Origin of the sequence: Tomitella biformata AHU 1821 (genome assembly GCF_000524475.1) — a bacterium.
GTDB lineage: Bacteria > Actinomycetota > Actinomycetes > Mycobacteriales > Mycobacteriaceae > Tomitella > Tomitella biformata.
Genome location: NZ_BAVQ01000003.1, coordinates 169,874 through 190,670 on the forward strand (window position 1 = coordinate 169,874; position 20,797 = coordinate 190,670).

Below are 20,797 nucleotides of genomic sequence, written 5' to 3' on the forward strand. Positions count from 1 at the left end.
GTCTAGTACCTGCGGATGTTGTGGATGGGGAAGGCCGAGATCTCCTGGACCTTCACTGGGACGCCAAAGGTCGAGGCGTGCACCATCATTCCGTTGCCGGCATAGATGCCGACATGTGAGACGTCGCCATAGAAGGTCACCACATCGCCGGGCAGGATGTCCTTCTGCTCCACCGGTGTGCCGCCGAGCGACTGCTGAAGCGCGGTGCGGGGCGTGTTGATCCCGACCTGCTTATATGCCCACTGGACCAGGCCCGAGCAGTCGAATGAGTCCGGGCCCGTCGCGCCCCAGACGTAGGGCGTGCCGATGCGAGTGAGCGCGACCTGCAGCGCGGCGTAGCCGAGGCCGGTGCCGTCGCCGAGGCTGCCCAGGTCGAAGCCTTCGGGGAACAGCGGTCCGGCCAACGCGGCCCTGTCGGCGCCGGTCATCTCCGCGTAGATATTCCGCACGTGGTCGATCTGCTGGGTGAGGCCGTCACGCTCGCGGCTCAGAGCCCCCTGCGCCTCCTCGGCCCCGACCGTCGCGAGGGTAGCCGCGTCCATCGCCTCGGTGGCCTGCGCACGGGCTGCCGTCGCATCAGATACCGCATCGGTGAACGCGGTCATCCGCGCCTTCGTGTCGGCGTTGATCCGGCCGTAGGCGGACATCTGGTCCAAGAGCTGCTGCGGCGAGTCGCTCGTCATCACGGCGTAGAGGCCGTTGGTGCGGACGCCCTTATAGTTCGCGAGCGCCACCGCGTTCGCCGTGCTCTGGTACTGGGTGACCCGGCCCGCGGCCTCGTCCACCACCGCTTGCGCGGCGTCCCGGCGGGCGTCGGCATCCTGCTGCGCGCGGACGAGCTCATCCACCTGCTGCTGGCCGGCGAGAAACTTCTGGTTGTTCTGCTCCACCTTGCGGGAGAGGTCGATGAGCTGCGCGACGGCGTCGCCGGGATTCGCCGGCTCGGCCAGCGGAGCGTCTGGAGCTGGCGCGTCAGGCCCCGGCACGCCTGGAGCGGTCGGAGCTTCGACGGCAGGAGCAGGCTCGCCCTGCGGCGCCGGGGCGGGATCCGCGAGGGAAGGGACCACAGAGGTCAAACCGATTCCGACGGCCAGCGCCACAGCGGCGGTGGCCCCCCGAACCGTCAGCCTTGCCCGATGCGACAGCACGATGCTAGCTCTCCGTTCACTCGTCAAACTTCAGTCCACCTATGCGACACACAGATTTCCCCCGGTGCGGTCATGACCTGCATGAATACCCGCCCCCGCCACCCGTCGCATTGCGCTCGGCCGGTGGATCCTGCCCACCCGGCCGAGGCCGCCTCACGAACTTTTAGACGGCCGACTAGATCTCAATAAGGTTACGGAATGGATTCGACACTGTCCAACCCGCCGGTAACTTATCCCGAAAGTATGGTGGCCCCGGCAACCAACCGGTTGCCGGGGCCAACAAAGATGTGCAGCACTTCGCGTCGGTGGACGCGGCGTGGATCAGGCGCGGCGGATGCTCTCGATGCCGGAGCGGTCCAGCGGCGCGTACTTGACCGGCGTGCCGGACGTGGACGCGTGCAGGATCTGGTCGTTGCCCGCGTACAGGGCGACATGGCCGCCACCGTAGGAGACGATGATGTCGCCCACCTGCAGGTCGCGCTCGGCGACGGGGGTGCCGAAGCCGGCCATCTGCCCGCTCGTGCGGGGCAGGGCCACGCCGACCTGGTCGTAGGCCCACTGCACCAAGCCGGAGCAGTCGAACGCGTCCGGGCCGGTGGCACCCCACACATAGGGCGAGCCAACCTTGCTGTCGGCGGCCGCGAGGGCGCGCTGGCCCACGCCGCCCTGCGACAGGGGGCTCGACTGCGTGAGCTCGTCGATGCTGAATGCGGGCAAGCCCTGGACCACACCGGGGAACGCCGAGAGATCGGGAAGCGCGATGCCGGCCGGGACCTCGAAAGAACCGATGCCGTCCACGGTGATGGTGTCTGCTGCTGCCGGGCCTGCGGTAAGGGCCATGGCACCTGCGGCGACTGCGGTGACGGCGACTGCGCCTCGCACGCTCCTGCCGATGTTGGACTGCGTGTTCAACCTGTGTTTGGCCATAGCCTTGAGGTCACTCCATTTCTTCCACATCCACCGACCGAGTTAGCTGACGGGTTCGGGCTAGGAAGATTGCCCTACCCCGCCCGCGGTCAAGCAGGCAGGGATTCACCCCAGTAACGATTGGGTCCCCGGCTCGGCAGTACTACGCCGATTAGGTGGTGATTTGCGCTCCCGCCCCGGAATGGCGCGGTGATACTTCGCAATGTCTCAGGAAGGTTACGAAACGGTGACCTTCCGTGTCCAGTCCATCCGCCAGGCACGCGTGTCGGCCACGCCCCAGACCCGCGGGACGCCTCCGCACGCCACCTGGCGCACCCCCGCCCCCCGCGTCCGCCAGGCCGGTCGTCCCCGCTGGTCAGATTGGTATCCCCGTGCCACTTCCAGCCGGCAGGGCCGCGGCGATCGCCGGAATTACGGCGAACATGTTCTGCACAGCGCACTTTTCACTGTGACACACCTCTCTTTGCCAGTGTTGGGTGCGGCCGGATCAGCGGCGCCCGGCGGGGCAGCCGCCGCGCGGCAGTCATGTCAGAGGCGGCCTTTACCCTCGTTCCCATGACCTCCCCACCCGCCGGCGTGCAACTGCGACTCGACGAGCTCGATGAGCCGTTGAACCAGACCATCTTCGTCGTCGTGGACCTGGAGACCACGGGCGGCAAGCCGGGCTCGGACGCGATCACCGAGATCGGTGCGGTCAAGATCCAGGGCGGCAAAGTCCTTGGAGACTTCGCGACGCTGGTGGACCCCGGCCGCGGCATCCCCATCCACATCACCCACATCACGGGCATCACCACCGCGATGGTCGCCGAGGCCCCCCGGATCTCATCGGTGCTGCCAGCCTTCCTCGAGTTCGCGAGGGGCGCGGTGCTGGTCGCGCACAACGCGCCGTTCGATATCGGGTTCCTGAAGGCCGCCGCGCTGGAGTCCGCCACGCCCTGGCCCGCGTTCCGGGTGCTGTGCACCGTCAAGCTCGCCAGGCGGGTGTTGACCCGCGATGAGGCCCCGTCGGTGCGTCTGTCCGCCTTGGCCGAGTTGTTCCGCGTCAGCACCCTGCCCACCCACCGCGCCCTCGACGACGCCCGCGCGACCGTGGACGTGTTGCACGGACTCATCGCCCGCGTCGGCAATCAGGGGGTGCACAGCCTCCCCGAGCTGATCGACTATCTCCCGGCCGTGACCGCCGCCCAGCGGGGCAAGCGGCACCTCGCGGACGCGCTCCCCCGACGCCCCGGTGTCTATCTGTTCCGCGGCCCCTCGGACGAGGTCCTCTATGTGGGGACGGCAGTGGACCTGCGGCGCCGGGTGCGCACCTACTTCACCGGCTCCGAGACGCGGGGCCGGATCAAGGAGATGGTCGCGCTGGCCGTCCGGGTGGATCACGTCGAATGCGCCCACGCCCTCGAGGCCGCCGTGCGCGAGCTCCGGCTGATCGCTGCCCACGCACCTCCCTATAACCGCAAGTCCAAGCAGCCCTACAAGGCGTGGTGGATCAACTTGACCGCAGAGGCGTTCCCACGCCTCGTGGTGAGCAGGACCGCGACCATGGACTCGCTGGGCCCGATTCGCAGCCGGACCGCCGCCGCGGATATCGCGGACGCGTTGGCGACGGCCTGTGGGCTGCGCACCTGCCGCGCCAAGATTCCGGCGGCCGGCCGACACGGCGAGGACTGCGGCGCGCTCGGTCCGGTCGGCGGCTGTCCCGCCATCGCTGCGGACCAGGTCCCGGAGGACGCCGCCGCCTATGCCCCGCGGGCCCAACTCGTGCTCGACGTCGTCCGCGGCCGCACAGACAAGCCGCTGAGAGCCGCACGGGAGCGCGTCGAAGCTCTGGCCACCGCCGAGCTGTTCGAGAACGCCGCGCGGCTGCGAGACCGGCTGGGCGCGCTCACCGCTGCGCTGGGGCGGTCGCAAAGGCTGGGCGCGCTGGCCGCACTCGACGAACTGGTGGCAGCCCGGCCCGACGGCGCCGGCGGCTGGGAGTTCGCGGTGCTCCGCTGCGGACGCCTGGCGGCGGCGGGCTGCGCCGTCCGCGGGGTCGCGCCGATGCCCGTCATCGAGATCATTGGGAAGTCTGCGGCGACCGTCGAACCGTCGCCGGGCCCCCTCCGCGGCGGCATGGCCGAGGAGTTGGGCTTGGTGGCGAGTTGGCTCGCCGGGGACGGGGTACGCATCGTCCGCGGCACCGCCGGGTACGCGGAGCCCGCGCGAGGGGCGGGCGCCTGGCGGTCCTGGGCCGACCGCGCACGAGCGGGTCGCGCCGCCGCCGAGGCGCACTATCCGCCTAGGATCTGAGCACCGGCATGCCCACCACCACCAGAGGAGAACAATGATCACCGCCATCGTCCTGGCCCACGCCAAGCCCAGCCGCATCGTCGAGGCCGCCCAGGCCGTCGCCGACATCGACGGCGTCGAGTCCGTCTACTCCTGCGCGGGCGACGTCGACCTAGTCGCCGTCGTGCGCGTGCGCGACCACGCCCAGATCGCCGAGGTTGTCACCGAGGGCATCAACAGGGTCAAGGGCATCAAGCGCACGACCACCCACATCGCGTTCAACTCGTATTCCAGCGCGGATGTCGAGGCCGCCTTCTCCCTCGGCGAGTAGCCGCCCTCCCGGCTAAGCCGTTTGGCTAGGCCAGCCGGCCGCTGACCGCGACCCAGCTCTCCAGCAGCGCGGCGGCGTCGCCGCTGTCGATCGCCCGCGCGGCATCCACCAGTGCGGGGGCGAGGGCGTCGGCCAGCGACCCCGGCACGCCCCGATAGGCGGCGATCGCCGCGGCGGCATTGATCAGGACCGCGTCCCGCACCGGACCGGCCGCGCTGGCGAAGACCGCCCGCGCGATCGCCGCGTTCTCCTCGGCGTCGCCGCCGCGCAGCGCCTCCAGGGGGGACCGCGCGATGCCGAGTGTCGTCGGGTCCAACGTCTCTTTGCGGACCGTGCCGCCCTGGACGACGTACACGGTGCTGGTCGTCGAGGTGGTGATCTCGTCTAAGCCGTCGTCCCCGCGGACCACCAGCGCTGAGTTGCCGCGCTCCGCGAACACGCCCGCCACGGTCTCGATGAGGTCCTCGAACGCGCAGCCGATCAGGCCGGCACGTGGTTGTCCGGGGTTCGTCAACGGGCCCAGCACGTTGAAGACGGTGGGGATGCCGATCTGTTTGCGGGGCAGCCCCGCGAACCGCAACGCCGGGTGGAACATCGGCGCGAAGCAGAACCCGATACCGGCCTCCCGCACACACTCCGCGACGTCGTCCCCGGCCAGGCTGATCGTGACGCCCAGCGCCTCCAGCACATCAGCACCACCGGACTTCGAGGACGCGGCGCGGTTCCCGTGCTTGACCACCCGAATGCCCGCGGCCGCGACCACAATGGACGCCATCGTAGAGATGTTCACGGTGTTCGCCCGGTCCCCGCCGGTGCCAACGATGTCCACCGACTCGGCCACGCCGTCGATCAGCCGCGCATGGCCCAGCATCGAATCGGCCAGCCCGCGCAGCTCGGTGGCCGTCGGCCCCTTCATCTTCAACGCGACGCCGAAGGCCGCGATCTGGGCGGGCGACGCGTTGTCGGTCATGATCTCGTCCATAGCCCACGCGGTGTCCGACGCAGCTAGGTCCCGACGATCCGTCAACGCGCCCAGCACTAACGGCCAGGTGCGCTCCTGCGAGCCGCCTCCCGAAGCCGCCGAGAGATCCGGGCCAGTGGAGACCCGTCCTGGTTGTTCAGCCATGTGCGCCACCTCGTGGACTAATTGCGGCGAGACTGACCCAGCACGGCCGACCAGTCCCCTTATACAAGCTCCTCAAGCACTGCCCGGAAGCCTAGTCACCGCGCGGCGCCGCCCATCGGATCGGGTTGCAGCGCGTCCCAGCCAAGCGCCCGGCCGCCGTGACGCTGCGCCAGTCCAGCCATCCGGGACCGTTCCTGAGAGCAATGCAGCGCGTCGAGCACCTGGCTACGGGCCAAGACAAGGAGCACCTCCCCGGCCGCGGGCGACCCAACCGCCTCGGCACGGATCGCGGGCACGGGCTCGACGGGGCTATAGCCCGCCAGAGACCCGATACCGACCACCTCCTCGACGGCCGCCGCCGGCACCACCATCGGGTGCCGCAGCAACGCCTGCCGGTCGGCCGCCCACCGCGGGTCCGAGCCCGCCCCCCGCGCCAGCGCCGCCGAGCACGACTCCACATCGTCATAGCCGGCAACCACCACGACCAGGCCTGGGTCGTCGGGCTCCACCACCCCGGCCTCGGCACGACCAAACAACGCCCCGCGTACCCGTCGATACGCCCTCACCACTGCGAAATCACTCACGATCACGAGCTTGGCACGCCATGGGCCGCGTACGCTCATGGGGCCGTTTTGCAAACTCCCAGCTCAGACGCTCCCCAATAAAATTGACGGGACCAATTTTGGACCCGATTGGGCGGAAGTTACTACGAAGGGTCATACTTCCACTTGTGACGAGCGCAGTAGGGACTTCAGGATCCTCCATAACCCAGCGGGTGCACTCACTGAACAGACCCAACATGGTCAGCGTGGGCACCGTCGTTTGGCTCTCAAGTGAGCTCATGTTCTTTGCCGGCCTTTTCGCGATGTATTTTGTCGCGCGAGCGCAGGCACAGGGCGAGTGGCCACCCGAGCCAACCGAGCTGAACATTCCATATGCATTGGTGTTCACGACCATCCTGGTGATTTCATCTTTCACCTGCCAGATGGGCGTGTTCGCGGCTGAGCGCGGAGATGTGTTCCGCTTGCGAGCCTGGTACATCGTGTCATTGGTGTTGGGCACGATCTTCGTGATCGGCCAGGCCAACGAGTTCCGCGAGCTGGTTGGCCACGGCACCACGTTCTCGAGCAGCTCGTATGGCTCGGTCTTCTACATCACCACGGGCTTCCACGGCCTGCACGTGATCGCGGGATTGATCGCCTTTATCTACCTCATCGTGCGCACCAAGATGAGCAAGTTCACCCCGGCACAGGCCACCGCCGCCATCGTCGTGTCGTACTACTGGCACTTCGTCGACATCGTGTGGGTCGGGCTGTTCCTCACGATCTACATCGTTCAATAGCAAATACTCACAAAGTTAGATCGAACGCGAATACATCCGTCTCGTCGTTCAGTCCGTCCCGCGATACAACAAAGGGATACCGATGAACTCATCTCCCCCACCTGTCGTCGGAGCTTCCGACGATGAGTCCCAGGCGACGCAAGTCGCCATCGACCCCGCGAGGGCTAAGCGTCGCCGCAAGCTGCGTCGACGCGCAGCCGGCGCCACTCTGCTCCTCAGCGGACTGGTCGGCGCGGGCGTCTTGTCGGCAGTTCTGACGCCAGCCCCCCAGGTAGCGGTCGCTGATATCAACGACTCCGCTCTGATCCAAGAGGGCAAGCAGCTCTACGACCAGACCTGCATCACCTGTCACGGCGCGAACCTGCAGGGGATCGCGGAGCGCGGCACCAGCCTCATCGGTGTCGGCGAGGCGGCGGTCTACTTCCAGGTCACGACCGGCCGCATGCCGGCAGTGCGCCAAGAGGCGCAGATGCCCATGCGTGGTTGGAACCGCTTCACCCCCACGCAGGTCGACGCGCTCGGCGCGTTCGTCCAGGCGAACGGTGGCGGTCCCGTCGTGGTGCGCGACAGTGACGGCAGCATCGCCGAGGATTCGCTGATCGGCGACAACTCCGCGGTCGGTGGCGACCTGTTCCGCCAGAACTGCGCCTCCTGCCACAACTTCACCGGCAAGGGCGGCACGCTGTCCTCCGGCAAGTACGCGCCGAACCTTGATTCGGTCACGGAGTCGCAGATCTACACGGCTATGCTCACCGGCCCGGAGAACATGCCCAAGTTCTCGGACCGTCAGCTGACGCCGGAAGAGAAGAAGGACGTCGTCGCCTACGTGGTGAACTCCAATCAGGCTCTCCAGCCTGGCGGCTTGGGACTCGGCGGGTTCGGTCCCGCCGCAGAGGCCGGAGTCATTTGGGCAGTTGGCATCGTGGCCGTCGTTGGCGCCACCCTGTGGATCGGATCTAGGTCATGAGCGAGAACAGCGGTGAGAAGTACACCGAGGAGCAGCTCAACGCCATGAGCCAGGAAGAGCTGGTAACGCTCGGCACCAGCCTCGATGGCGTCGAGATTGCCCACCGGCAGGATCGCTGGGAGGTCGAGGGCACCAAGGCCGAGAAGCGCGCTGAGCGCACGGTCGCCATCTGGTTCACGATCGCCGGCCTGTCCGCGCTCGCGTTCATCGGCATCTACCTCTTCTGGCCTTGGCAGTACAAGGGCCTGGGCGAGGAGGGCGAGTTCGTCTACAGCCTGTACACCCCCCTCATCGGCTTCACGATGGGCCTGTCAATCCTCGCGGTCGGCATCGGCGCGGTGCACTTCACCAAGAAGTTCATCCCCGAAGAGGTCTCCATCCAGGTCCGTCACGACGGCCCCTCCGACGAGGTCGACCGCAGGACCATGGTCGCGCAGCTCACCGAGTCCTATGAGAAGTCCGGCCTCGGCCGTCGACGCCTCATCAAGGGCAGCCTGGGCTTCGGCGCGGCCGCCGCGGGCGTCATGATGATCCTCCCCCTGGGCGGATTGATCAAGAACCCGTGGAAGGCCAACGCCACCCTGGACAACAACGGCGACGGCACCTTGTGGACCAGTGGCTGGACCCCGCACTTCGAGGGCGAGGAGATCTTCCTCCGCCGCGACACCGGCAACCCGTACGACGTCGTGCTGGTCCGCCCCGAGGACCTCGACGCCGGCGGCATGGAGACGGTGTTCCCGTACCGCAAGACGGACGAGACGGCCCCCGACTCGCACCATCGCCTGCTCACCGCCATGCGCGGCTCACGCAACGCGGTCATGATCATCCGCTTCCGCAGCGCGGACGGCGCCAAGATGATCAAGCGCGCGGGCCAGGAAGACTTCAACTACGGCGACTACTTCGCGTACTCGAAGATTTGCACCCACCTCGGCTGCCCCACGTCGCTGTTCGAACAGCAGACCAACCGCATCCTGTGCCCGTGCCACCAGTCGCAGTTCGACGCGCTGGAATACGCCAAGCCGATCTTCGGCCCGGCCGCTCGTGCGCTCCCCCAGTTGCCGATCACGGTCAACGCCGAGGGCTACCTGGTTGCGCGCGGCGACTTCATCGAATCCCTCGGACCGGCCTTCTGGGAGCGTAAATCATGAGTAACAGTCGCCTGGCTGACGCCGGCAACAGCATGGACGAGCGCTACCGCGTCTCCGCGGGCCTGCGCCGTCAGATCAACAAGGTTTTCCCGACGCACTGGTCCTTCCTGCTCGGCGAGATCGCGCTCTACAGCTTCATCATCCTGCTCATCTCGGGTGTGTACCTCTCGCTGTTCTTCGACCCGTCGATGGCAGAGACCACGTACCAGGGCGTCTACCAGCCGCTGCGCGGCATCGTGATGTCCAAGGCCTATGAGAGCGCCCTGGACATCTCATTCGAGGTCCGCGGCGGCCTGTTCGCCCGTCAGATTCACCACTGGGCTGCGCTGATGTTCGTGGCGTCGATCATGGTGCACCTGTTCCGCATCTTCTTCACCGGCGCGTTCCGCAAGCCGCGTGAGGCGAACTGGGTCATCGGCTGCGTCATGCTGCTGCTGGGCATCGCCGAGGGCTTCTTCGGCTACGGCATCCCGGACGACCTGCTCTCGGGCACCGGTCTTCGCATCACCTCGGGCATTATGATCGGCCTCCCGGTCGTCGGCACCTGGGTGCACTGGGCGGCGTTCGGCGGCGACTGGCCGGGCACCATCATCATCCCGCGCTTGTACGTCATGCACGTCCTGCTGATCCCGGGCCTGTTGCTGGCACTGATCGGCGCGCACCTCGCGCTGGTCTGGTACCAGAAGCACACGCAGTGGCCCGGCGCCGGCCGCACCGAGAACAACGTCGTCGGTGTCCGCATCCTCCCGGTGTTCGCACTGAAGTCCGGCGGATTCTTCTTCGTGACCTTCGGCCTCCTCGCGATCATGGGCGGCGTCTTCCAGATCAACGCCGTGTGGAACCTCGGCCCGTACAACCCGTCGCAAGTCTCCGCGGGCTCACAGCCGGATATGTACATGCTCTTCACCGAGGGCCTAGCGAGAATCTTCCCGAACTGGGAGCTCTATCTGGGCAACTACACGGTCCCCGCGGTCGTGTGGGTGGCAATCGTGATGGGCGTGATCTTCGGGCTGCTGTTCACGTACCCGTGGATTGAGGCGAAGCTGACCAAGGACACGCAGCATCACAACCTGCTGCAGCGTCCCCGCGACGTCCCGGTCCGGACCTCGCTGGGTGCCATGTCGATCTCGTTCTACCTGATCCTCCTGCTCTCGGGCATGAACGACATCATCGCGCTCAATTTCCACATGTCGCTCAACGCGATGACGTGGATCGGCCGCATCGGCGCGATCATCCTGCCCCCGCTCGTGTACTTCGCGACCTACCGCTTCTGCCTCGGCTTGCAGCGCAGCGACCGCGATGTGCTGGAGCACGGCATCGAAACCGGCCACATCAAGCGGACCCCCCAGGGCGAGTACATCGAGGTGCACCAGCCCCTCGCTGGTCTGGACGAGCACGGCCACGCGATCCCGCTGGACTACCAGGGTGCTCCGGTTCCGAAGAAGCTCAACAACCTCGGTTCCGCCGGCCGTCCCCCGGCTGGCAGCTGGGTCAAGGCCGACCCGCTCGACGAGGCGGAGGCCCTCGACGAGGCTGCGCACGCCGGCGAGCAGCGCCAGCTGCAGATGCTGCGCGACCGCCAGGAGATCGAACAGGGCCGGACGGAGTAACACCGCCGCTCCTCGCTAGAGAAACGTGGGCCCCGAACCGAAACTGGTTCGGGGCCCACGTGTTTCGTGTTCCTCCCCTCCCCCACCGGTGAACCCCGTTCCTCCACTTCCGCCGAGACGCTAGGGTGTCTCCATGGTCGAGTACAGCAATATCCGCATCATCGGCGCCGGTGCGATGGGCCGCGGAATCGCCCAGAGCGCGGTGGCGGCAGGCTTTCCCGTCCAACTATGCGACGCAGTCCCCGAAGCGGTCCCAGCCGCCCTCGAATTCGTCGCCAGGATGCTCCGCCGCACCGCGGAGAAGGGCCTGCGCACTTCCGCCGAAGCGGAGGCCGCCATCGCGCGGCTCTCCGTGGGACCTGAGCCCCACGCAGCCTCCACCGAGGTGGATCTGGTCATCGAGGCCGTGCGCGAGGACTTGGCGATCAAGCAGGCCCTATTCGCCCAACTCGACGCCGCCCTGCCCAACGCGACCCTCGCCTCCAACACCTCCTCGCTGTCGATCACCGCCATCGCCGCTGTCGTCGCTGACCCCTCCCGCGTGCTGGGCCTGCACTTCTTCAACCCCGTCCCCCTCATGCGCTTGGTCGAGATCGTGCCCGGGATGCGCACCGACCCCAGCCGCATCGACGCCGGGATGGGATTCGTCCGGGCCCTCGGCCACACTCCGGTCCTGGCCAAGGACAACCCCGGGTTCCTCGTCAATCTGCTCGGCCGCGGGCTTCCTACAGAGGCCCTGTCCATCCATACCGAGGACATCGCGAATGTGGCGGACCTCGACCGGATCGCCCGTGACACCATCGGCCTCAAAATGGGTCCCTTCGAGCTCATGGACCTCACTGGACTCGACATCTCGCACCCCGTCCTCGAGAGCGTATGGCGGGGCTTCTACTGCGACGAGCGACTCCGCCCGTCCCTGTCCACCGGCATCCGCACCACCGCGGGGCTCCTCGGCCGCAAGAGCGGCGAGGGCTTCTACACCTACGTCGACGGCGCCCAGCAGGTCGCGCCCGAGCCCCAACTGGAGCAGGACGCGACGGCGATCGCCATCCACGTCGTGGGCGGCGGGCCGCTCACCGAGCTACTCGTCAATGCCAGCATCCGCGTCGTCGGCTCCCCCGGACCCGGCGTGATCTCCGTGGTCCAACCGCTGGGCCGGCCAGCGTATCTGGCGGCCATCGAGCACGGCCTCGATGCGAGCCGCACCATCGGTGTGGATCCCCTCAGCGTCGAGACCAAGCGGCTCACGGTCATCGCCCCAGTGCCGGTGGACGTCGAGCTCGGCCGCGCCGCAATCCGGGCCCTTGCGGCGACCGGCAAGGCCATCACCGTCACGGCGGACGGGCCCGCGCCCGTCGCCCAGCGCATTATCGCCTCCATGGTCAACGTCGCGTCCTCCGCCGCCCAGGACGGCCTTGGCACGCCCGCGGACATCGACCTCGGCGCGGAGTTGGGACTCGGCTACCCCCAGGGCCCGCTTTCGCTCGGGGACACCCTCGGGCCGTCGACCATCCTCGCTATCCTCGACGGCCTTCTCGACTACACCGGAGACTCCCGCTACCGGGCCAGCGGCTGGCTGCGCACCCGCGCCGACCTGGGGCTATCTCTGCTGTACGCCGGCACCCGTCCTGCGGCCCTGACCTAGCCAGCTCTCATCGACGCGGCCTAATGCATCTTCGCGACCGTCAACAGCACCGCGGAGTCCTCCACCGCCTCCAGGCTGTGGCTCGCATCGGGCACCACGAGCAGCGTCCCGGTGCGCGCCTCCCAGTAGTCGTTGCCCGAGCACAGCCGCACCCGGCCTGAGAGCACGAAGATGGTCGAGTCATCGAGGGTGACCCGGTCCCCCAGCTTCGCGCCCGCGAGAATACCGATCACCGTCTGGCGCAGAACCTTCTCATGGCCACCGAAAACGGTGGTTGCGGCGCGGCCGCCCGCGGCGGTTCCCGCGGCCAGCAGCTGTTCACGGGCGAGGGCCTCTACCGAGATCTTCTTCATGCCCACCAGTGTCCACGAACGCCCCAATGCGCCACAGGCTAATGGCCATTCCCGCGAGCCCCAGCCCGATCCGTCGGCCCTGGTTAGCATGGAGGACGGGGCGACCACGACGAGCCGTCCACGAAGGGCACGCCGCGGCCCCCAGGAGGCACAGATGAGCACACAGAGGTTATCCGTCTATGCGGTGGACCCCGACGCCTACAGTGGCATGCTGGCCATCGAGAAGTACATCCATGCGGGCGATCTCGCGCCCACAATCATCCATCTGCTGAAGATCCGCGCCTCGCAGATCAACGGGTGCGCCTACTGCCTGGACATGCACGCCGCCGAGGCCCGAAAGGACGGCGTGGTCCAGCGCCGCTTGGACGTGCTGTCCGCTTGGCGCGAGGCCCCGTCCTGGTTCAGTGAGGCGGAGCAGGCTGTCCTGGAGCTCACCGAGCAGGTCACGCAGATTGGCCAGGGCGGCGTCTCCGACGAGGTCTGGGCACGCGTGGGCCGCTCGTATAACGAGGGCCAGGTGGTTCGCCTGCTCATGGCGATCGGCGCGATCAACGTGTGGAACAGGCTCGCCATCGCCACCCATCAAGAGCTCCCGGCACTCTGAACGGCAGCTCCGAAACGACAGCTCCGAAACGACAATGTCGCCGCACCCCGGTGGGGATGCGACGACATTGTCATGTGCTCGGACGAACGGCCGTCACGCGGTTGGGCTGTGGATCAGTGCCGCTCCGCGTTGACGTGGTACTCGAAGACCATGCCGGCGGAGGCGATCAGGATGAACACGACGCCCACGACGAACAGCCAAATCAGCCACAGCGCGAAGCCGATGGCGAAGATGCCGCCGCCGAACGCGATCAGGACCGGCCACCAGCTGTGCGGGCTGAAGAAGCCCAGGTCGCCAGCGCCATCGCTGATCTCTGCGTCGTCATAGTCCTCGGGGCGCGTGTCGAGCCGCCGAGCCACGAACCTGAGGTACGTGCCGATGATCAGCACCAGGCCGCCGCCCAGCACCAACGCCGTCAAGCCCGCCCATTCGATACCCTGCTCGTCGAAGTGGGTGAAGATGCCGTACGCGATTGCGATGACGAAGAAAAAGATCGTCAGTAGCTCGAAGATTCTTGCTTCGACCTTCATATCAGTACCGTTCCTTAGTTACCGGTGGTGAGGCCGGCGACACTGTTCGCCTGCTGCAAGTACTTGGCCTCGAACGGTCGCGTCGTGGTCGACGTCGGGCTGCACAGCTCCTCGCCGCACTCCTCGGTGAACTCCGTCTGGAGCTGGGCGAGGGCCTGGGCGTTGCTCACGATGTCGCCGCCGTTGCGGGACACGTCCCGGATCTCGAGATACCGGGCGAACATCGGCTTGGGGATCGCGCGGATCTCGAAGTTCATCATCGAGTGATACGTGCCGCACATCTCCGCACAGCGGCCGACGAACGCGCCCGTCCGCTCGATCTCAGAGATCGTGAAGGTGTTACGGGACTGGTTCGCTGCGGGATACGGCATCACGTCGCGCTTGAACAGGAACTGCGGCACCCAGAACGAGTGGATGACATCGACCGACGCGAGGGTGAATGAGACGCTGGTGTCCACCGGCAGCACGAGGACCGGGATCTCCGTGGTGGATCCGGTGGTCTCGATGTCGTCCTCGAACAGGTAGGACATGTCCATGCCGGCCTTCGCCTGGCCCTTGATCGTCATCTCCTTGACCTCTTCCGAGACCTCGAGATTCGCGCCGCGCTGACCCTGCTCGTTGGACTCGGGATCGTTCGCGCCGCCGTAGTTGAACTCCGCCGCCTCGCGGTAACCGAAGGTCCAATTCCACTTCTTAGCGGTCACATCGACGACCACACCGACATCGTCGGGGTTCTTGTCGACGTAATTCTGCGTCTGCACCGTGAAGAAGAACAGAATCGCGACGGCGACGAAGGGGAACGCCGTGTAGGCGAGCTCCAGCGGCACGTTGTACCCGGTCTGACGAGGGAACTCAGGCGAGTTCGCACGCTTGCGGTGGAACAGGATCGTCCAGAACACGAGGCCCCAGACCAGCAGGCCCATCACCATCGCGGCCACAATCGACCATGTCCACAGGTGCTGCATGCGGGTGGCCTGAGGGGTGATGCCCTCCGGCCAGCCGGCACGAAGCACCGGGTTGTTGATATCGGTCAACGAACAACCTGATAGAGCCATTCCTGCAAGGCCCAAAGAGCCCGCTAGCCCAGTTCGCCGAATTATCCGACGCCGACCACCGTGTGCCACGTTCACGCCTTCCTGCCATGCCCGAATACGAGGGTTGCTCCTCGGAATACTACGCAGCGTAGACCAGAAGAACCAAAGAACCATCACTCGGGTGAGTACCGGGCCGCTCGCACCACGGTTCTCAGGGCGCCAGCGTGGGCCAACGCCGACCCCACTGCCCATTGTGCGGCATACTCGGCATGCGGAATTGCCGATTCGCCTTCTCTACGGTCTCTACGGTCTCGTCGGTCCTGGAGTATGTCGTCCCCAACAGTGAGGTGTGCGTCCACGTGTGTGGCCTACTCGGATTCTTGACCGCCGATCGATCTGCCGCAGCCGCGGTCCCCGCCATCGAGTCGGCACTGCACTGCCAGCGCCATCGCGGCCCCGACGAGTCGGGCACCTGGAATGACGAGGACCTGGTCTTCGGCTTCAACCGGCTCTCGATCATCGACATCGGGCACTCGCACCAGCCCCTGACCTGGGGCCCGGCGGAGTCGCCCAAGCGCTATACGATGACGTTCAACGGCGAGATCTACAACTACCTGGAGCTCAGGGCAGAGCTCACAAAGGAGCACGGGGCCCAGTTCCACACCTCTGGCGACACCGAGGCGATCGTGGCCGGCTTCCACCACTGGGGCCCCGAGGTCGTGCGCAAGCTGCGCGGCATGTTCGCCATCGCCATCTGGGACAGCCAGACCCGGGAGCTGTTCCTGGCCCGCGACCAGTTCGGCATCAAGCCGATGTTCCTGGCGACGGGCCCGAATGGCGCGGCGTTCGCGAGCGAGAAGAAGAGCCTGCTCGAGTTGGCCGACACCATCGGCATCGGCCTAGAACTCGACCCGCGCGCCACCGAGCACTACATGGTGCTGCAGTACGTCCCCGAGCCCGAGACCCTGCACGCGGACATCACCCGCCTGGAGTCCGGCTCCTGGGCCACCGTCTCCCCCGGCGGCGAGGTGCGCCAGCAGCGCTACTTCGAGCCGACGTTCCCCGTGCGGCCGTTCGCGCCTGGCAGTGAGGACGCCCGCTACCGCGAGATCGCGGCCGCGCTGGAGGACTCCGTCGCCAAGCACATGCGCGCGGATGTCACCGTCGGCTCGTTCCTGTCCGGCGGCATCGACTCCACCGCCATCGCGGCGCTCGCGATCCGCCACAACCCGGACCTGATCACCTTCACCACCGGCTTCGAGCGCGATGGCTACTCCGAGGTGGACGTCGCCGCCGAGTCCGCGGAGGCCATCGGCGCCCGGCACGTGGTGAAGGTCGTGAGCCCACGGGAGTTCGCAGATGCGATCCCGGAGATCATCTGGTACCTCGACGACCCTGTCGCCGACCCCGCCCTGGTCCCCCTGTACTTCGTCGCCAAAGAGGCCCGCAAGCATGTGAAGGTGGTGCTCTCAGGCGAGGGCGCCGACGAGCTGTTCGGCGGCTACACCATCTACCGCGAGCCGCTCTCGCTGGCACCGTTCGAGAAGCTGCCGAAGGCGCTGCGCCGCGGCGCGGGCAAGCTTTCCGAGCGCATCCCGGAGGGCACTCGGGGCAAGTCGCTGCTGCACCGCGGCTCGATGCCCCTGGAGGACCGCTACTACGGCAACGCCCGCAGCTTCAGCGACGCCCAACTCAAGGCCGTGCTGCGCGACTACCGCCAGGAGTGGACGCACCAGGACGTGACCGCGCCCATCTACGCGAAGTCCGAGGGCTGGGATCCCGTCACCCGGATGCAGCATCTAGACCTGTTCACCTGGCTGCGCGGGGACATTCTGGTCAAGGCCGACAAGATCACGATGGCGAACTCCCTCGAGCTCCGGGTGCCGTTCCTCGACCGCGAGGTGTTCGAGGTGGCCCAGCGGGTCCCCGTCGAACAGCGCATCACGAAGGACACCACCAAGTACGCGCTGCGTCGGGCCTTGGAGGGCATCGTCCCCCACCACGTGCTGCACCGCGCGAAGCTCGGCTTCCCCGTGCCGCTGCGGCACTGGCTGGCCGGCACGGAGCTCTACGACTGGGCGCACGAGGTGATCGCCGAGTCCGGCACCGACCACATCTTCGATAAGGCCGTCGCCGCGCAGATGCTCGTCGACCACAAGGCCGGGGTCATCGACAACAGCCGTCGCCTGTGGACCGTGCTGGCGTTCATGATCTGGCACGGCATCTTCGTCGAGGGCCGCATCAAGCCCAACATCCAGGAGCCCGTCTACCCGGTCAACCTGTAGTCCACACGCGGAGAAGGGGCGCGCCCGTTCAGCACGGCGCGCCCCTTCTCTATGTGCAGCCCTAGGCGGGCAGGAGCGCGCCGAGCTCCGCGGCGGCCGCAGGGCCGTACGCGTCGGACAGCCGCGCCAGCGCGACCCCACGGTCCAGCGTCCACTCCTGGGTGCCCGTGGTCTCGAGGACGTGGACGGCCACCAGCGAGCCGAGCTGGGCCGCTCGCTCGAGGCTCAGGCCCGCGCCGCGAGCGGTGAGGAAGCCCGCGCGGAAGGCGTCGCCCACGCCGGTCGGGTCGACGGTCTCATTCGCGGGCACGACGCCCACCTCAACCGTCGTCCCATCCTTGTCGACCATGATCGCGCCCTTCGAACCGAGCGTGGTCACCCGCAGGCCCACCTGCGCCGCGACCTCGGCCTCGGTCAGGCCGGTCTTCTGCAGCAGCAGACCCCACTCATACTCGTTTGTGAACAAGATCTCAGCGCCCTCGATGACCTCGCAGGCCTGCGCGCCGTCCAGACGGGCCAGCTGCTGCGAGGGATCCGCGGCGAATGGGATGCCCAGCTCGCGGCACTCGCGGGTGTGGGAGAGCATCGCGTCGGGATCGTTGGCGCCGATCAGCACCAGCTCCAGGGGTCCCTGCGACGTGGCGAGCTCCGCGATGGAGATGTCGCGGGCCTCAGCCATCGCGCCGGAGTAGAAGGTGGCGATCTGCGCCATCTCGGTGTCCGTGGTGCAGACGAAGCGCGCGGTGTGGGCGGTCTCCGAGATGCGGACGCCCGCACAGTTCACACCGTGGCCCTCGAGCCAGCCCTGGTACTCCGCGAAGTCCGCGCCTGCCGCGCCGACCAGCAGCGGGTTGCCGCCGAGCACGCCCATCGCGAACGCGATGTTGCCGCCGACGCCGCCCTTGCGCATCACCAGGTCGTCAACGAGGAAGCTGAGTGAGATGTGCTCGAGCTGGTCGGCGATCAGCTGCTCGGAGAACTTGCCAGGAAAGCGCATCAGATGGTCGGTCGCGATGGAGCCGGTGACTGCGATGGTCACTGAGGGGGCCTTTCGGTTTGATGATTGGGACAACTAACGCGCATTAGGGACCGCACCACGATCGGTGCGGTCCCTAATGTCCGAAGCTGGGTTCGAGAGCCTTAGTTGAAGGAGTCGCCGCAGGCGCAAGAGCCGCCAGCATTCGGGTTCTCGATGGTGAAGCCCTGCTTCTCGATGGTGTCCGCATAGTCGATGACGGCACCCTCGACGTACGGGCCGCTCATGCGGTCCACGATCAGCTTGACGCCGCTGAACTCGCGCACGAGGTCGCCGTCCAAGTCGCGGTCATCGAAGAAGAGCTGGTAGCGCAGGCCCGCACATCCGCCGGGCTGCACCGCGATCCGGAGCGCCAGATCGTCACGGCCCTCCTGCTCCAATAGCGCCTTGGCCTTCTGCGCAGCCTCATCGCTCATCGTCACGCTGTGGGTATCGACCGCAGCGGTGGTGGTGTCGTTCTCGACAGTCATGGGTTCTCCTTCAGCTGTACAGACCCGTGCCTACTAGTCGAACAGTACGCGTCTGGCTTTCATTCCCGGGGCTGGCATTATTTTTACGAACCGGAACTCGGCAAATAACTCTCGCCTCGACCCTAGTGCCCCGCAGGCGGAATGCGAAGCCCTCGGGTCACTCTCTCCACTCCACCGCGACAATCCGCGTGAGCGCCTCCAACTGTACCGGCGCGGCGGCCATCGCGGCGGCCACCGAACCCGCGAACTCGGTGAGCGAATACACGGCCCGCGTGCCCAGCTCCACCAGCTGCGATTCCGTCAACGACACCTGCCCGGCCAGCACAATCAGCGGCGTCCCCACCTCTCGTGCCTCGGCCGCGAGGCGGGCCACCACCTTGCCCTGCAGCGTCTGCCCGTCCAGCCGCCCCTCCCCCGTGAGGACGACGTCCGCGGCAGCCATCGCCGCCCGTCTGCCTGTGCGCTCCCCCACCACATCCGCGCCCGGCCGCAGCCCGGCGCCCGCGGCCAGCAGCGCCGCGCCCAGCCCGCCCGCGGCACCACCTCCCGCGAGCCCCCCGACAGCGATGCCGCTCGCCGCCGCCAACTGGGCCGACCACTGCGCCAGCCGCCGCTCCAACAGCGCGATGGTCGGCGCGTCGGCACCCTTCTGCGGGCCGTACACCGCGGCCGCGCCCGCTGGCCCCAGGAGCGGGTTGGCCACGTCCGACGCCGCAAGCAGCGGGACCGGGCGGAGGAGATCGAGGTACCGGTCGAGCCCGCCGAGCGCGTCGACCATCCCCCGGCCACCGTCGGTGCTGGCGCTGCCGCCAAGGCCGATCACCAACCTTCTCGCCCCCGCGCCCAACGCGTCGGCGATCATCTCGCCCACGCCGAAGGTGCTGGCCGCCACCGCCGCCCGTGGGGTGGGCCCGCCGCCGAGCAGGTGCAGCCCGCACGCCTGCGCCGCCTCCAGATACGCGACGGAGTCCGCCGTCAGCAGCCACCGTGCCCGCACCGGCGGCCCGAGCGGGCCGGCCACCGCCGTCTCGTGGACGACGCCGCAGCCGGCGAGGACGTCGACGAATCCGGGGCCGCCGTCGGACTGCGCGGCCACCGCCACCTCGTCGAACGGGCGGGCCGCGGACCACCCCGACGCCATCGCGGCAGCCGCTTCCAGCGCCGTCAATGTCGACCCGAATCCGTCCGGCGCCAGCAACACTCGCATCCGGCCAGGTTAGCGGCATAGGCCGCTTTGGCCATAGTGATCGTGCTCCCTATAGCCTTGTGGGGTGATGAAGCTGCGCCGCGGGGGCTCCGAGAAACCGTCCAAGCCTAGTGTCGACGATGTCGTCGACACAGACATCGATGACGCGTCGGCAGACGACGAGTCCACGGCGCGCGTCGCCAAGGGCACCACGGAGAAGAAGGGCCGCCCCACGCCCAGGCGCCGAGAGGCCGAGCGCAAGCGCGGCCCGGCCGGGCCCGCGCCCCTGAACTCCAAGGAGGCGCGCGCCCGCCGCAAGGTGAACAAAGACGGCACCAAGAAGTCGCGTGCCGAGCGCAAGGCGGAGGCCGCCGGCCGCCGGTCCACGATGTCCGAGCGCCGCGAACTGATGATGGACGGCGACGAGCGCTACCTCCATGCCCGGGACAAGGGCCCCGAGCGCAAGTTCGTCCGCGACTACGTCGACTCCAGCCGCCACCTGCTGGGCCTGTTCATGCCGCTGGCGATTGTCATGATCATCTCGCTGTTCCTGAACCCGGCCATCCAGTCTCTGGTCGCGCTATTCATGCTGGTGATGGTGGCCATCATGCTCATCGAGGGCTTCTTCCTCGCCCGCCGGATCTACAACATGGCGCTAGAGCGTTTCCCGAACCTGAACGACAGCAAATTCTCCCTGGGCTGGTACGCGTTCGTCCGCGCCTCGCAGCTGCGCAAGATGCGCACGCCGCGCCCGCAGGTCTCGGTCGGCGCCGAGGTCTAGGAC

Annotated in this window: 20 protein-coding genes and 1 riboswitch; of the genes, 10 read left to right on the forward strand and 10 right to left on the reverse strand. The window is 67.5% G+C overall.

Annotated features, from left to right (window positions below):
• Positions 1-2 precede the first annotated feature (2 nt).
• Both TBIF_RS01760 and TBIF_RS01765 read right to left on the reverse strand, forming a co-directional pair.
• Positions 3-1,067: a C40 family peptidase gene (locus TBIF_RS01760; protein ID WP_038169508.1), complete on the reverse strand. Its 1,065-nt coding sequence runs from the start codon at positions 1,065-1,067 to the stop codon at positions 3-5.
• Between the two features lie 402 nt (positions 1,068-1,469).
• Positions 1,470-2,075: a C40 family peptidase gene (locus TBIF_RS01765; RefSeq protein ID WP_038169386.1), complete on the reverse strand. Its 606-nt coding sequence runs from the start codon at positions 2,073-2,075 to the stop codon at positions 1,470-1,472.
• A 16-nt stretch (positions 2,076-2,091) separates the two neighbouring features.
• A riboswitch (cyclic di-AMP (ydaO/yuaA leader) is annotated at positions 2,092-2,243 on the reverse strand.
• 387 nt (positions 2,244-2,630) lie between these two features.
• Between TBIF_RS01765 and TBIF_RS01770 the strand changes: the two genes are divergently transcribed.
• Positions 2,631-4,367 carry a DEDD exonuclease domain-containing protein gene (locus TBIF_RS01770; protein ID WP_200182721.1) on the forward strand — a complete coding sequence of 579 codons (1,737 nt, stop codon included), beginning with the start codon at positions 2,631-2,633 and terminating at the stop codon, positions 4,365-4,367.
• Between the two features lie 34 nt (positions 4,368-4,401).
• Positions 4,402-4,677 (forward strand): Lrp/AsnC family transcriptional regulator, encoded by a 276-nt coding sequence (locus TBIF_RS01775; protein WP_024793168.1) that lies wholly within the window; start codon positions 4,402-4,404, stop codon positions 4,675-4,677.
• Positions 4,678-4,702: 25 nt separating this feature from the next.
• Here the strand turns inward: TBIF_RS01775 and trpD are convergent, their stop codons facing one another.
• Together trpD and TBIF_RS01785 are read right to left on the reverse strand one after the other, a co-directional pair.
• Positions 4,703-5,803 carry an anthranilate phosphoribosyltransferase gene (trpD, locus tag TBIF_RS22660; RefSeq protein WP_051461306.1) on the reverse strand — a complete coding sequence of 367 codons (1,101 nt, stop codon included), beginning with the start codon at positions 5,801-5,803 and terminating at the stop codon, positions 4,703-4,705.
• 95 nt (positions 5,804-5,898) lie between these two features.
• A complete protein-coding gene (locus TBIF_RS01785) occupies positions 5,899-6,387 on the reverse strand; it encodes a hypothetical protein (RefSeq protein ID WP_235174427.1) in 489 nt (162 codons plus the stop codon).
• Between the two features lie 146 nt (positions 6,388-6,533).
• On the opposite strand from TBIF_RS01785, the gene ctaE reads away from it, so the two are divergent.
• The 5 genes from ctaE (at position 6,534) to TBIF_RS01810 (ending at position 12,515) form a co-directional block, all read left to right on the forward strand.
• Positions 6,534-7,145, forward strand: coding sequence for an aa3-type cytochrome oxidase subunit III (gene ctaE / locus TBIF_RS01790; protein WP_024793170.1), 612 nt, complete (start codon positions 6,534-6,536; stop codon positions 7,143-7,145).
• An 82-nt stretch (positions 7,146-7,227) separates the two neighbouring features.
• The gene (qcrC, locus tag TBIF_RS01795) at positions 7,228-8,112 is read left to right on the forward strand and encodes a cytochrome bc1 complex diheme cytochrome c subunit (RefSeq protein WP_024793171.1); all 885 of its coding nucleotides are present in this window, start codon (positions 7,228-7,230) and stop codon (positions 8,110-8,112) included.
• Complete coding sequence (gene qcrA, locus TBIF_RS01800) at positions 8,109-9,260, forward strand: cytochrome bc1 complex Rieske iron-sulfur subunit (protein ID WP_024793172.1); 1,152 nt, start codon at positions 8,109-8,111, stop codon at positions 9,258-9,260. The genes qcrC and qcrA overlap by 4 nt, the downstream gene beginning before the upstream one ends.
• Entirely contained in the window at positions 9,257-10,870 is a 1,614-nt protein-coding gene (qcrB, locus tag TBIF_RS01805; RefSeq protein WP_024793173.1) for a cytochrome bc1 complex cytochrome b subunit, read from the forward strand. The genes qcrA and qcrB overlap by 4 nt, the downstream gene beginning before the upstream one ends.
• Before the next feature lie 133 nt (positions 10,871-11,003).
• Positions 11,004-12,515 (forward strand): 3-hydroxyacyl-CoA dehydrogenase NAD-binding domain-containing protein, encoded by a 1,512-nt coding sequence (locus TBIF_RS01810; protein WP_024793174.1) that lies wholly within the window; start codon positions 11,004-11,006, stop codon positions 12,513-12,515.
• A 20-nt stretch (positions 12,516-12,535) separates the two neighbouring features.
• Here TBIF_RS01810 and TBIF_RS01815 read toward each other — a convergent pair whose 3' ends face one another.
• Complete coding sequence (locus tag TBIF_RS01815) at positions 12,536-12,868, reverse strand: cupin domain-containing protein (protein WP_024793175.1); 333 nt, start codon at positions 12,866-12,868, stop codon at positions 12,536-12,538.
• A 154-nt stretch (positions 12,869-13,022) separates the two neighbouring features.
• Here TBIF_RS01815 and TBIF_RS01820 point away from each other — a divergent pair, with 154 nt between their 5' ends.
• Complete coding sequence (locus TBIF_RS01820; protein WP_024793176.1) at positions 13,023-13,472, forward strand: carboxymuconolactone decarboxylase family protein; 450 nt, start codon at positions 13,023-13,025, stop codon at positions 13,470-13,472.
• 113 nt (positions 13,473-13,585) lie between these two features.
• Here TBIF_RS01820 and TBIF_RS01825 read toward each other — a convergent pair whose 3' ends face one another.
• Positions 13,586-14,002: a cytochrome c oxidase subunit 4 gene (locus TBIF_RS01825; RefSeq protein WP_024793177.1), complete on the reverse strand. Its 417-nt coding sequence runs from the start codon at positions 14,000-14,002 to the stop codon at positions 13,586-13,588.
• Positions 14,003-14,016: 14 nt separating this feature from the next.
• Positions 14,017-15,132: an aa3-type cytochrome oxidase subunit II gene (gene ctaC / locus TBIF_RS01830; RefSeq protein WP_038169393.1), complete on the reverse strand. Its 1,116-nt coding sequence runs from the start codon at positions 15,130-15,132 to the stop codon at positions 14,017-14,019.
• Between the two features lie 263 nt (positions 15,133-15,395).
• Here ctaC and asnB point away from each other — a divergent pair, with 263 nt between their 5' ends.
• On the forward strand, positions 15,396-17,321 hold the full coding sequence (asnB, locus tag TBIF_RS01835) for an asparagine synthase (glutamine-hydrolyzing) (RefSeq protein ID WP_024793179.1): 1,926 nt from the start codon (positions 15,396-15,398) through the stop codon (positions 17,319-17,321).
• A gap of 61 nt (positions 17,322-17,382) precedes the next feature.
• Here the strand turns inward: asnB and TBIF_RS01840 are convergent, their stop codons facing one another.
• From TBIF_RS01840 to TBIF_RS01850, 3 genes are all read right to left on the reverse strand, one after another.
• The gene (locus TBIF_RS01840; protein WP_024793180.1) at positions 17,383-18,360 is read right to left on the reverse strand and encodes a carbohydrate kinase family protein; all 978 of its coding nucleotides are present in this window, start codon (positions 18,358-18,360) and stop codon (positions 17,383-17,385) included.
• Between the two features lie 101 nt (positions 18,361-18,461).
• Positions 18,462-18,827, reverse strand: coding sequence for a HesB/IscA family protein (locus TBIF_RS01845; protein WP_024793181.1), 366 nt, complete (start codon positions 18,825-18,827; stop codon positions 18,462-18,464).
• Between the two features lie 157 nt (positions 18,828-18,984).
• Positions 18,985-20,034: a glycerate kinase family protein gene (locus tag TBIF_RS01850; protein WP_024793182.1), complete on the reverse strand. Its 1,050-nt coding sequence runs from the start codon at positions 20,032-20,034 to the stop codon at positions 18,985-18,987.
• Positions 20,035-20,101: 67 nt separating this feature from the next.
• Between TBIF_RS01850 and TBIF_RS01855 the strand changes: the two genes are divergently transcribed.
• Entirely contained in the window at positions 20,102-20,794 is a 693-nt protein-coding gene (locus TBIF_RS01855) for a DUF3043 domain-containing protein (RefSeq protein WP_024793183.1), read from the forward strand.
• Positions 20,795-20,797: the final 3 nt, after the last annotated feature.

What these genes read in the sequence shown, in the direction of transcription:
- TBIF_RS01815 (WP_024793175.1), bottom strand. Translation starts at nt 12,868, where the DNA reads ATGAAGAAGATCTCGGTAGAGGCCCTCGCCCGTGAACAGCTGCTGGCC.
- TBIF_RS01770 (WP_200182721.1), top strand. Translation starts at nt 2,631, where the DNA reads ATGACCTCCCCACCCGCCGGCGTGCAACTGCGACTCGACGAGCTCGAT.
- trpD (WP_051461306.1), bottom strand. Translation starts at nt 5,803, where the DNA reads ATGGCTGAACAACCAGGACGGGTCTCCACTGGCCCGGATCTCTCGGCG.
- qcrC (WP_024793171.1), top strand. Translation starts at nt 7,228, where the DNA reads ATGAACTCATCTCCCCCACCTGTCGTCGGAGCTTCCGACGATGAGTCC.
- TBIF_RS01845 (WP_024793181.1), bottom strand. Translation starts at nt 18,827, where the DNA reads ATGACTGTCGAGAACGACACCACCACCGCTGCGGTCGATACCCACAGC.
- TBIF_RS01775 (WP_024793168.1), top strand. Translation starts at nt 4,402, where the DNA reads ATGATCACCGCCATCGTCCTGGCCCACGCCAAGCCCAGCCGCATCGTC.
- TBIF_RS01850 (WP_024793182.1), bottom strand. Translation starts at nt 20,034, where the DNA reads ATGCGAGTGTTGCTGGCGCCGGACGGATTCGGGTCGACATTGACGGCG.
- TBIF_RS01810 (WP_024793174.1), top strand. Translation starts at nt 11,004, where the DNA reads ATGGTCGAGTACAGCAATATCCGCATCATCGGCGCCGGTGCGATGGGC.
- TBIF_RS01855 (WP_024793183.1), top strand. Translation starts at nt 20,102, where the DNA reads ATGAAGCTGCGCCGCGGGGGCTCCGAGAAACCGTCCAAGCCTAGTGTC.
- qcrA (WP_024793172.1), top strand. Translation starts at nt 8,109, where the DNA reads ATGAGCGAGAACAGCGGTGAGAAGTACACCGAGGAGCAGCTCAACGCC.
- TBIF_RS01820 (WP_024793176.1), top strand. Translation starts at nt 13,023, where the DNA reads ATGAGCACACAGAGGTTATCCGTCTATGCGGTGGACCCCGACGCCTAC.
- TBIF_RS01825 (WP_024793177.1), bottom strand. Translation starts at nt 14,002, where the DNA reads ATGAAGGTCGAAGCAAGAATCTTCGAGCTACTGACGATCTTTTTCTTC.
- TBIF_RS01765 (WP_038169386.1), bottom strand. Translation starts at nt 2,075, where the DNA reads ATGGCCAAACACAGGTTGAACACGCAGTCCAACATCGGCAGGAGCGTG.
- qcrB (WP_024793173.1), top strand. Translation starts at nt 9,257, where the DNA reads ATGAGTAACAGTCGCCTGGCTGACGCCGGCAACAGCATGGACGAGCGC.